8 protein-coding genes are annotated in these 12183 nt (G+C 48.6%); all 8 read left to right on the top strand.

Translation table 11 applies throughout. The features are described 5' to 3' along the window. Nucleotides 1-8: 8 nt before the first annotated feature. The 8 genes from V7S65_RS30290 (at nucleotide 9) to V7S65_RS30255 (ending at nucleotide 12153) form a co-directional block, all read left to right on the top strand. Entirely contained in the window at nucleotides 9-1430 is a 1422-nt protein-coding gene (locus V7S65_RS30290) for a RagB/SusD family nutrient uptake outer membrane protein (protein ID WP_336389294.1), read from the top strand. A 19-nt stretch (nucleotides 1431-1449) separates the two neighbouring features. Continuing rightward, nucleotides 1450-2535, top strand: a complete 1086-nt coding sequence (locus V7S65_RS30285; protein ID WP_336389295.1) for a TlpA disulfide reductase family protein — start codon at nucleotides 1450-1452, stop codon at nucleotides 2533-2535. 14 nt (nucleotides 2536-2549) lie between these two features. Beyond that, nucleotides 2550-3659, top strand: coding sequence for a TlpA disulfide reductase family protein (locus V7S65_RS30280; protein ID WP_336389296.1), 1110 nt, complete (start codon nucleotides 2550-2552; stop codon nucleotides 3657-3659). A 21-nt stretch (nucleotides 3660-3680) separates the two neighbouring features. Then, a complete protein-coding gene (locus V7S65_RS30275; protein WP_336389297.1) occupies nucleotides 3681-4889 on the top strand; it encodes a TlpA disulfide reductase family protein in 1209 nt (402 codons plus the stop codon). 443 nt (nucleotides 4890-5332) lie between these two features. After that, nucleotides 5333-6016 (top strand): response regulator transcription factor, encoded by a 684-nt coding sequence (locus tag V7S65_RS30270; RefSeq protein ID WP_079473001.1) that lies wholly within the window; start codon nucleotides 5333-5335, stop codon nucleotides 6014-6016. Next, complete coding sequence (locus V7S65_RS30265; RefSeq protein ID WP_111579806.1) at nucleotides 6013-7323, top strand: sensor histidine kinase; 1311 nt, start codon at nucleotides 6013-6015, stop codon at nucleotides 7321-7323. The genes V7S65_RS30270 and V7S65_RS30265 overlap by 4 nt, the downstream gene beginning before the upstream one ends. Before the next feature lie 121 nt (nucleotides 7324-7444). Continuing rightward, nucleotides 7445-8827, top strand: coding sequence for a TolC family protein (locus V7S65_RS30260; RefSeq protein ID WP_336389298.1), 1383 nt, complete (start codon nucleotides 7445-7447; stop codon nucleotides 8825-8827). Between the two features lie 53 nt (nucleotides 8828-8880). Then, nucleotides 8881-12153 carry an efflux RND transporter permease subunit gene (locus V7S65_RS30255; protein WP_111579807.1) on the top strand — a complete coding sequence of 1091 codons (3273 nt, stop codon included), beginning with the start codon at nucleotides 8881-8883 and terminating at the stop codon, nucleotides 12151-12153. The last annotated feature ends 30 nt before the right edge of the window (nucleotides 12154-12183 follow it).

Raw genomic sequence — 12183 nt, 5'->3', positions numbered from 1 at the left:
AAGATTTTATGAAAAGGATCATATATACCCTGCTCGGCACAATATTAATAGCAGGAACTTCCTGCAAAAAGGAGCTGGGAAAATTACCGGAAAATGCCAAGGTAGATGGTAATACCATCATCGATCAACGGACCTCGGAAATCGCCCTCAATGGCGTTTACTACCGCTTTGCCAATGTGGACGCCGCCAATAACGTAACAGATTGGTTTGAACACGAAGTACCACCTGCCGTATTTGCGGGGTACATGGGATATGGTTACGGGGAAGATGACGCGGAAAACAACAATTATACTAACTCCTTCTTCAGCAGCATTTACTGGACTTCCTCCTATCAATTAATAAACGCAGCAAACGGTCTTATAAAAGGCGTTTCCCTGCTGGAAGACAAAGCATTTACCAACAACCGTAAAAAAGAAGTATTGGCAGAAGCACGGTTCCTGCGGGCCTACGGCCATTTTAAAATACTCAGCTACTTCGGCCAGTGGTTCGATCTCAGCAGCCCGTACGGCGCACTGCTGCGCGATGAATTTGTAACAGTAGGGGCCACCGCAAAGGCACGCAGTTCTGTGAAAGACAGCTACACCGCTATCCTCTCCGACCTCGATGATGCCATCGCCAACGCCCCGGCACAAAACAAAGCATTTTACGCTACCCGCTGGGCAGCAATGGCCCTGAAAATGAAAGTGCTCATGAGCCATGGCCAACCTGCTGATTACCCCGTGATAACCGCGCTGGCAGACAGTATCATCCTCAACAGCCCATACACCCTGGAGCCGCAGATGAAAGATATCTTTTACGTAAAAGGACTCACCAGCCCGGAAGTAATACTCGGCATTAAATCACAGCAAAACCAGGAAAGCTACTACTATGTGCTCGGCCGCCAGTACTGGCCAGGCGCATCTTCTCTCTATGTAGCCAAAACAGCGCTGAAAACCCTGCTGGCGAACGATCCCCGCGGCGCCTGGATGATAGGCTCGGCCAACAGGTATGCGGCCGGTACCTTTTACTTCCTGAAATATATCAAGGAAGGATCCACGCCCACACCGTTATCAGAAACAGCTTATGCGCTCCGCTTAACAGAAGTATACCTCCTGAAAGCAGAAGCCATTGTGCGTTCCGGCGGCAGCCTCGCCGCCGCCCGCGATATCCTGAAAAATATCATGGGCCATGCCGGCGTAACAGATTTCTCGGCAGCCGATAACGCTACAAGCGTAAATGAAATGCTCAAACAGCTGTACCTCGAAACGGCCCGCAACCTTGTGGGGGAAGACGGCCAGGAGTGGCTGTCGCTGTTGCGCCTCCCTTCTTCACTGATACAGGAACTGAGGCCCACGGCAAACGATAAGGTAAAATATATCATGCCTATCCCGCACACTGAATTTCTTAACAACCCGGCCATCGGTGAGCAAAACCCAGGCTATCAGCAATAATAACCTTTAAATATTCAGTATGAAGATCCACACACCCACCATGTTTACAACGCTGCTGCTGGCCGCCGCCTGCAGTCAGCCAAAAGCCCCGTCTGCCAGTATTACAGCGGAACTGCGCGGATTGAAAGACTCCGTTGTTTTCATCTCCATACCGGTAGCCGATTCGGCTAAAACAGATACGGTGCCGGTAAAAGATGGGCGCTTCACCTGGACCGGTAGCATCACGGAGCCACAAAAAATATATATCGGCACCTCCACCCGCTACCTGGAACTGTTCATGGAAAATGCCGCCATACAGGTAAACGGAAATATGGATTCAACAGACCAGATAAAGATCACCGGCTCCGCTACACAGGATGCTTACGAAGCCTTTAAAAAATCGATCACGGATATCACCAGCCAGGAAGATACCCTCTATTCCAAGTATGATGAGGTAAAAGATAATGATACCGCGAAAGCAGCGCTGGAAGCAACACTCGAATCCCTGCGCAATCAACGCCGTGGCCGTACCAAAGCATACATCAAAGCGCATCCGGAAAGCGCACTGAGTGTAAGCATGGTGGCCGATATGGCGGTGATGGGAGAATACGCACCGGTAGATAGTATGTTCCGTACACTCACCCCCGCAGCACAACAAACCGCTACCGGCGTACGACTGGCAAAGCGTCTCGCCGTGCTGAAAAAGAGCGCTATCGGTCAGCCGATGATCGATTTTACCCAGGGTGATGTAGATGGTAAACCCATTCACCTGTCCGACTTCAAAGGCAAATACGTCCTGCTCGATTTCTGGGCCAGCTGGTGCGGTCCCTGTCGCGCGGAAAACCCCAACGTGCTGAAGGCTTACAACAAATTCAAAGACAAAAACTTCACCGTTCTCGGCGTATCGCTCGATGATAAGGCTGATAAATGGAAAGAAGCTATTAAGCAGGATGGCATGCCCTGGATGCAGGTATCCGACCTGAAAGGCTTCCGCAACGAGGTAGCGCAGGAATACGGTATCCAGGCCATCCCGTCTTCTTTCCTGATAGATCCGCAGGGCATCATCATCGCCAAAGAATTAAGAGGAACCGCACTGCATACCAAACTGGCTGAAATATTAAAGTAAAAAACAACGCAGGTATGAAAAAAATAACCACCTTACTGGCCGCTGCATTAATTACCGCAGCGGCCCATGCACAGCAAAACACGACCATCACCGCTACCATCAAAGACCTGCCCGCAGGACAATGGGTATACTGGCGCTCACAGGGTAACGACGACCGCCGCGATTCGGTACAAACTACCGCCGGCGGATTCACCATCAAAACAAACATCGCCCCCGGCGAAGCCGACTTCTACATAATCCAGATCGGGAAAAAGTATGAAGCCAATAACATGATCTTTTATTACCTGGATAAAGGCAACATCACCGTAAAAGGCGATGGACCTATGTTTAAGGATGCCGTTTTCTCAGGCCCGCAATACATAAAAGATAACAACGAATACATGGCCATGCTGAAACAGGCACCCGGACTAAAAGGCCAGGAAGACCTTTACAAACAGGCCAATAAATTATATGAAGCAAGGGATTCTGCCGGACTGGCTGCCCTGCAACCCGAATTGAAAAGGATGCAGGAAGAGAGAGCAAACCTCACCAAACAATGGATCCTGCAACATCCCAAATCCGGGATCAGTGCATCGTTGCTGTCGCACCTCAACGATGTGCCACTCGATGAACAAGAAAGTATCTTTAATAAATTGTCTGCCGCCGCAAAGGAAAATGGCCCGGCAAAACGGATTGCCCACAGCATCCGCGTGAATAAACTCACCGGCATTGGCAGTATGGCGCCTGACTTTACCCAAAACGATACATTAGGCAACCCCGTTTCCTTAAAAGATTTCCGCGGTAAATATGTACTCGTGGATTTCTGGGCCAGCTGGTGCCACCCCTGCCGGGAAGAAAATCCAAACGTAGTGGCAGCCTTTAGGAAATACAACAGTAAAAATTTCACTGTACTCGGCATATCGCTGGATCAGCCCAATGGCAAAGAAAAGTGGCTCAACGCCATCCACCAGGATAACCTTACCTGGACACACGTGTCTGATCTGAAATTCTGGAACAACGCCGTAGCCAAACAGTATGATATCCATGGTATTCCGGCTAACTTCCTCGTAGATCCAACCGGTAAAATTATCGCCAAAAATCTGCACGGTGAGGAACTGGAGAAGAAACTCGCGGAAGTGTTATAATCATCTCAAAAAAACAGCAGCATGAAATATAGTCTCATTGCCCTTCCTTTTATAGCCCTGCAATTTGGGGCACAGGCGCAGGAAAAGTTACCATTTACCCTTACGGGAGATATTAAGGGCCTGCCCAATCGCTACGTGTACCTCAGTTATGCGGAAGGCGACAAGGAATACCGGACCGACAGCGCATTGTCGAAAAACGGGCAGTTCACTTTCAGTGGTAAACTGGTGCAGCCGGTAGAAGGACGTCTTTATTTAGATAAAAACGCCGCCAGGTACGGCGAAGGAGACATGGCCTCCTTCTTCATGGAAGCAGCCTCTATGAAGCTGACATCCGCCACCGGGCGGCTGAAGGAAGCAAAACTCACCGGCTCCAAATCCCAGCAGGACCAGGATCTGCTCACCGCTGCCCGCGCACCTATCCAGAAAAAGCTCCAGCCGTTATCGGACGCTTTTAATAAGCTGAATAAAGAATACATTGCCGCCATCAGAGCAAAGAAGCCTGAGGCAACGCTGGAATCCTATAAAACAAAGCTGGATAAGCTGAAAGACCAGATGGAGCCTTACTATGAGGCCATGGAAAAAACAGATAAAGCCTTTGTCACCCGGCATCCCAACGCTTACGTATCTGCACAGCTGCTTCGCTTCCGCGTAAGCAACATGCCTTTGCAGGAAGGCGAAGCCTTTTATGCAAAAATGTCGCCGGCCATGCAGCAAAGCGCCGATGGCCTCGAAATCAAAAAGGAACTGGATGGCTTGCGTGCCGGCTCTCCCGGCAGCCCTGCCCACGGGTTCACCAAAACCGATATCAATGGTAAAAGTATCAGTCTGGCGGAGTTCAAAGGCAAATACGTGATGCTCGACTTCTGGGCCAGCTGGTGTGGTCCCTGCCGCAAAGGCAATCCCCACCTGAAGGAGCTATATAGTAAATACAGCGCCAAAGGCTTTGAAATCATCGGTATTTCCGACGACGATTCCAACCATGAAGCCTGGAAGAAAGCCGTTAACCAGGACGGTATCGGCATCTGGCGGCATGTACTCCGCGGGCTCGACTGGAGCAAGCGCGAAAAGAACCTGCCCAACCCTGAAGATGTGAGCGACTACTACGGCATCCATTCTCTCCCCACCAAAATCCTGATCGATCCCAATGGCATGATCATCGGCCGCTACGGCGGTGGCGGGGAAGATGATGAAGCCATGAATAAGAAACTGAAAGAGATTTTTGGCGCATAAACGAGAAACGTCCCCGCAGCAAAACTGCGGGGATTTTTTTTGGTATTTCCGCCGGTCAGGGTTATCTTTGATGGTATGCGTAAAACATTGATATACAATATCTTTCTCCGCAACATCTTCACAAAGAACGCAAGCGGACTCTGTATAGCACATTGATACCCAATACGTTACCGATCAAGTCCACATCCCCTCCACGTCACCTCCACGTTCTCTCCATGTCAAAGGCATGTTCAATGTATCTCCTAAGCATGTGCAAAGCAACTGCAAAGTATAGCCTATATCATCTCCAGGCGTATCTTTCAATACCCCATCTCCAAAAGAAAAAGTAAAATCAGCAAAATCAGCGTAATCCGGGGAAAGACAAAATCCGCGAAAGACAAAATCCGCGAAAACTTCAAATTTGCTATAAATTTACTCCGCACTTTGCACCCAGGTGTGTTTTTATGAAAGTATTGATTGTAGAAGATAACAAGGAACTGGCCAGCGGTATTTCCGATTACCTCAACGGGGAAAAGTATATCAGCGAACTGGCTTATGATGTGGAAACAGCCCGGGAAAAGCTTTCTCTTTTCACTTACGACTGTATCCTGCTGGATATCATGCTGCCGGATGGCAATGGCATGGAACTCCTCAATTTTATCCGCCAGGAGAATATCAGCAGCGGGGTACTGATCATTTCCGCGAAAGATGCCCTCGACGATAAGGTAAATGGCCTCGAACGCGGTGCGGACGACTATGTTACCAAGCCTTTCCACCTGCCGGAGCTGCATGCCCGCCTGAGGGCTATCTACCGCCGCAAGAAGCTGGATGGCAATAACCTCGTTGTTTTTAACGAAATAGAACTCAATACCGACACAATGGAGGCACTTATTAATAACTCCCTCCTGGATGTAACACGCAAGGAATTCGACCTGTTGTTGTATTTTGTGGTAAATAAGAACCGTGTACTGTCACGACAGGCCATCGCCGCTCACCTCTGGGGAGACTATACCGATAACCTGGCTAACTTCGACTTCGTTTACCAGCACGTAAAAAATCTGAGAAAAAAGATCAGCGCCGCAGAAGGAGTAGACTATATAGAAACGGTTTATGGATTAGGGTACAAATTTAATACCTCCAAAACATGAAGCTGCTTAATAAAATAACACTCTGGTTTATAGGGATCGTATTCCTGATAACACCGGTTACAATGGTGATATCGCGTAATAATATCAAGAAACATCTCGATGAAGCAGAAGTGGCCCGCATGACCGCCGTAAACGACCGCGTGGCACAACAAATGATGGCCGGCGAAAAGCCCGACCGCTACACCCACGGCCGCCCCATCGCCATTACTGCTGTAGCCGGCCCGCTGCCGGAAAAGAAGGTAGTTGTAACAAAAGACAATTTTATAGCAGAAGATCTTGGGAAGAAGGAATGCCGCATCACGGTAGACTCCTGGTACAAAATCGGCGACCAGCAATATAAAATTTCCTCCTATAACTATGTGATCAAGTCGGAAGAAATATTCCGTGGTATGCTCAGCACCGTAGTATGGAAAATGCTGCTCATGATCTTCGCAGTATCGGTTACCGCAAGGTTGCTTTCCGGGAAAATATTTTCCCCGCTGCGCCGCACCATGAAAGCCATTCACAGCTTCGACCTGAAACAAAAGAATAAACTGCAGCTGCCGGAAACCAGCACCACCGAATTTAAAGAACTGAATGTATTCCTCGGCAAAATGACCGATAAAGCAATGGAAGATTACGCCGCCGTAAAAGAATTCAGCGAAAACGCATCGCACGAATTACAAACACCGCTGGCCGTAATCCGCAGCAAAATAGAACTGTTATCTGAAACCAATATAGATGGCGTGCAGGCCGCGCTGATAGGGGATATGCAGAATGCCATTGAAAAGCTGTCGCATATCAACCGCTCTCTCATCCTGCTCACCAAGCTGGAAAACCAGGAGTTTAAAGTAACGGAAAGCCTCAAGTTTTGCCGCGTGGTAAAAGATGTGATTGCCACTTATGATGACTGGATCAGCATGCGCGAAATTGCCCTCACTACTAATCTCGATAAAAATATTCCGCTCAATATTCACCCGGCCCTTGCCGAAATGCTCATCAGTAACTTGTTGAGCAATGCCATCCGGCATAACCGTGACGGCGGACAAATAAAGATGTTGCTCACCCACCGGGAGCTGAGCATCAGCAACACCGGCATACCGCCGCAAATCCCTACGTGTGAACTGTTCCAGCGGTTTAAGAAAAGTAACCAGAGCAACGACAGCATCGGGCTCGGACTGGCCATCGTAAAACAGATCTGCGAGGTGAACGGCTATGATGTGGATTACAACTATGCCGATGGATGGCATAAAATACAGGTGTGTTTTTACAAAAAACAGACAGTAAACAGCGATGCCTTGCCCGCAGCGGCCGCAGTAGCCGTTTAATTGTCCATCTCACAAAAAAAAATCCATATTTCCACTTTCCTTCAAGTTTACTTCAAAATGATACAGAAATTTTGCAGTTGAATATCCTTCAGGACATTTCAACCGTAAAATCTATTTATTCATGTGGAGTAAGAAATATTTGCTGTTGGCGGTTGTATCCCTGTTTTCAGGCTACAATTTATATGCACAACAGGTATTTACCTTAAAGCAGGCTATTGACACGGCCATTGCCAACTATGGAACTATCCGTGCCAAAGCCAGCTACACCGCAGCTTCCAGGGAACAGGTGTCCCAGGCGCGCCGCGATTACCTGCCTAATTTCAATGTGGCAGCACAGCAGGACTATGGTACCGTAAACGGCCAGAACGGCCCCCTGTACGGCTTCGGAGGCTTAAGCGTGGCTTCCTCCGGCTTACCACTCGATCATCAGAACTGGAATGCCGCTTTCGGCGCATTATACCTTACTAATATCAACTGGGACTTCTTTGCTTTCGGCAGGGCAAAGGAAAAAGTTAAAACAGCATTAGCGGCCGCCGCTCAGAACGATAAAGACTGGCAACAGGAGATTTTTAAGCACAAAATAAAAGTGGCGGCCACTTATTTAAATCTCGTAGCAGCGCAGCAACTCACGCGCTCCTACCAGGAAAACCTGGAACGTGCAGATACCATCAGAAGGGTAGTGGTTACCCGCGTGAAAAACGGACTGATAGCGGGAGTTGACTCCTCACAGGCCAACGCGGAATACTCCAACGCAAAAATTGCCCTCACCAAAGCAAGGGATTTTGAACAAACACAAAGCAATGAACTGGCGCAACTGCTTGGCATCAGCCCCCGGGAATTTACACTGGATACCTCTTATGTAGCCCGCATCCCGGCACTGCCGCAGCAAACATTTTCCCCGGAAAGTCACCCGCTGCTGCAATGGTACAAAAGCAGGATCGCCCTCAGCGATGAACAGGCAAAGTATGCTAAAACCTTTTATTACCCGGCGTTTACGCTGGTCGGCGTATTACAGACAAGAGGCTCCGGGTTTAACAGTGGTTACGCTACCGATCAAACAGACTTTACGCATAACTACTGGGACGGTATAAAACCTACCCGCACCAACTACCTGCTCGGTGTAGGCGTTACCTGGAATATTACACAGCCCTTCCGCATTTCGCGGCAGGTAAGGTCGCAACAGCTCATCAGCCAGGGCTTACAGGACGAATACAACCTGGCAGACCAGCAGATCCGCGCACAGCTGAACCTCTCTGATATAAAAATCAAAAACGCACTGGATAACTACCTGGAATCGCCCGTACAGGTGAAAGCCGCTTCAGACGCCTATCTCCAGAAATCAGTATTGTATAAAAACGGACTGACCAACCTGGTAGATGTAACACAGGCGCTGTACGCATTGATCAGGGCAGAAACAGACAAGGATATTGCATATAGTAATGTATGGCAGGCGCTATTGCTGAAAGCCGCCGCAGTAGGGGACTTCAGCATCTTTGAAAATTAGCTTTTCGTTAAACGGACGCCATTGATGGCTTTATTTATCAACACTTCATTACCATGAACTTAATCAGTTTTGCATTAAAAAAACCTATTACCATCCTGGTACTTGTTGCCGGCCTGTTCTTTTTCGGGATCAAAGCAGTCAATACGATTAAGATTGACATCTTCCCGAAGCTGGACATGCCGGTAATCTATGTGTCGCACCCTTTTGGGGGATATACTCCCAAACAAATGGAATCCTTCTTTGCCAAACAATATATCAACATATTCCTGTTTGTAAACGGTGTTAAAAGTATAGAAACAAAAAATATCCAGGGGCTTACGCTGATGAAGATCAACTTTTATCCTGGCACCAATATGGCGCAGGCAGCGGCTGAAGTGAGCGCCTTTTCCAACAGGATCCAGGCCATTTTTCCACCTGGTTCCAACCCGCCGTTTATTATCCGCTTTGATGCCTCTACCTTACCGGTAGGCCAACTGGTATTGAGCAGTGATAAACGCTCCAACAACGAATTGCTGGATATGGCGAACGTGTATGTACGTTCTTCCTTTACCTCCATTCCGGGGCTGATAGGCTCCACGCCATTTGGTGGTAACATGCGTACCGTGGTAATCAAAGCCGATCCTGAACTGCTCCGTCAGCATAATATGACACCGGATCAACTGGTGGAAGCCATGCGTCTCAATAACCAAACCGCTCCTTCCGGTAACGTGCGTATCGGGAATAATAACTACATCACACCCGCCAACACTACGATCCGTAACGTAAAAGATTTTGAAAATATTCCCTTGTTTAAGGGAGATGTACAAAATCTTTACCTGAGAGATGTAGCTACTGTAGAAGACGGCGCCGATGTTACGGCTGGTTATGCACTGGTAAACGGCCGTCGCTCAGTATACCTGAGCATCGCCAAAGGCGCGGATGCCTCTACCTGGGAAGTAGTGCAGAACCTGAAGAAATCATTGCCGAAAATGCAGGCGCAGTTGCCGGAAGATGTGAAACTGAGCTATGAATTTGACCAGTCGACCTACGTAATCAACTCCGTAAAAAGTTTGCTCACAGAAGGTACCATCGGCGCTATCCTCACGGGTTTGATGGTGCTGTTGTTCCTGGGCGATCCGCGCGGGGCAATGATTGTGATCCTCACCATTCCCACCTCCATTATTTCAGCAGTACTTTTCCTGAGCCTGTTCGGGCAAACCATCAATATCATGACGCTGAGCGGATTGGCGCTGGCCATCGGTATCCTGGTAGATGAAAGTACGGTGACCATAGAAAATATACACCAGCACCTGGATATGGGGAAACCCAAAGCACTGGCTATCTGGGATGCCTGTCAGGAAATTGCATTCCCTAAATTACTGATCCTGTTCTGTATCCTCGCGGTATTTGCGCCGGCCTTTACAATGGGCGGTATCCCCGGCTCCCTGTTCCTGCCGCTGGCTTTGGCTATAGGATTCAGCATGATCATCTCTTACTTCCTGGCACAAACATTTGTACCTATCATGGCCAACTGGGTGATGAAAGTAAAACATCACAAGAAAGCAGACGGAGGGGAGATGACCGACGCCGAAGAATTTGCAGCTGCTGGCCTTTCCGGGGAGAAGGACACCTGGGAACAGAAAAAAGTATTGGTAGAGCGCGGAGACTTTAACGGCAACGGAAAAATCAGCCGCTTCGAACAACTGAGAAACCGGTACCTGCGCTTTATCAAAAGAATGATGCCTTACCGTAAACCTATTGTGATTGGTTACCTGGTGGTGGTTTGCGGGATCGTGGTATTGCTGCTCGCCAACATTGGCCGTGATGTACTGCCAAAGGTAAATGGTAGCCAGTTCCAGGTAAGAATGCGCGTACCGGATGGTACCCGTATTGAACGTACGGAACAACAAACCATCAAATTGCTGGATGGTATTAACCAGATCGTGGGAAAAGAAAATGTATCCATTACTTCGGCCTACATCGGCATGCACCCGCAGCTGTTTTCCACCGCGCCTATCTTCCTCTGGATGGCAGGCCCGCACGAAGCAGTATTACAGGTATCACTCAGCGAACATTATCACACCAACCTGGATGAGTTGAAAGATAAGATCCGGGAGAAGGCAAAGATGATTGATCCAACGATGAAACTTTCTTTTGAACCTATAGAACTAACGGATAAGATCCTTAGCCAGGGCTCACCAACACCCATTGAAGTAAGGTTCGCGGGTCGTGACCGTAAACTGGGTGAGCAATATGCACAGAAACTGATTGCGGAATTAAATAAGCTGCCTTACCTGCGCGACGTACAAATAGGGCAATCTATTAAGTACCCTTCTATCAATGTAAATATAGACCGTATCCGGGCGGCGCAGCTGGGCGTGGATATGAACGATATTTCCCGTTCACTCGTGGCGTCTACTTCTTCTTCCAGGTTAACGGAAAAGAATATATGGGTAGATGAAAAAGCGGGTTTGAGTTATAACGTACAGGTACAGGTACCGGAAAGTAAGATGAACAGCAAAGAACAGATTGGTGAAATTCCGCTGCTGAGAAATAACTCCCGCCCGTTGCTGAGTGATGTGGCTACCATGTCGGTAGATACCACTTATGGTGAAGTAGATAACCTCGGCGCCATGCCCACACTAACGGTAACGGCTAACCTGAATAATACCGATCTTGGTTCGGCGGCAAAGGATGTAAAGAAAGCCATTGCCGGGTTGGGAACGCTGCCGCGTGGCCTGAACGTGGACCTGATCGGGTTAAGCAATACGCTCACCGATACGCTGGATAGTTTGCAGAGTGGCTTGTTAGTGGCTATCGTGGTAATTTTCCTGATGCTGGCCGCCAACTTCCAGTCGTTCAAAGTATCTGCCGTAGTACTGGCCACCGTGCCGGCGGTATTACTGGGATCACTGGTGTTGCTGATGTTGTGCCGTTCTACTTTGAATCTGCAATCTTACATGGGTATGATCATGTCGGTAGGGGTATCTATTTCCAACGCGGTATTGCTGATCACAAATGCAGAGCAGCTGCGCAAGCATAACGGCGATGCGCTCTTGTCTGCTACAGAAGCGGCGGCATTGCGTTTGCGGCCTATCCTGATGACAGCCCTCGCCATGGTGGTAGGTATGATTCCTATGGCCAGCGGACTGGGTGAGGCCGGTGATCAGTCGTCGCCATTGGGAAGGGCAGTAGTAGGCGGACTGATAGCTTCCACCTTTGCCGCACTGTTTATTTTGCCGCTTGCGTTTGCATGGGGACAAGGTAAAGCAGGTACACAAAGCGTATCACTGCATCCAAGAGACGAAGAAAGTATTCACTATATCCCATCAGACGAAAAAGCCTGACCATTATCTAATTCTATTAAAATATATTTT

The organism is Chitinophaga sp. CCNWYY40 (genome assembly GCF_037483205.1).
Taxonomy (GTDB): Bacteria; Bacteroidota; Bacteroidia; order Chitinophagales; family Chitinophagaceae; genus Chitinophaga; species Chitinophaga ginsengisegetis.
Note: the sequence above shows the minus strand (reverse complement) of the source record. Positions and strands in the feature narration are given on the sequence as shown.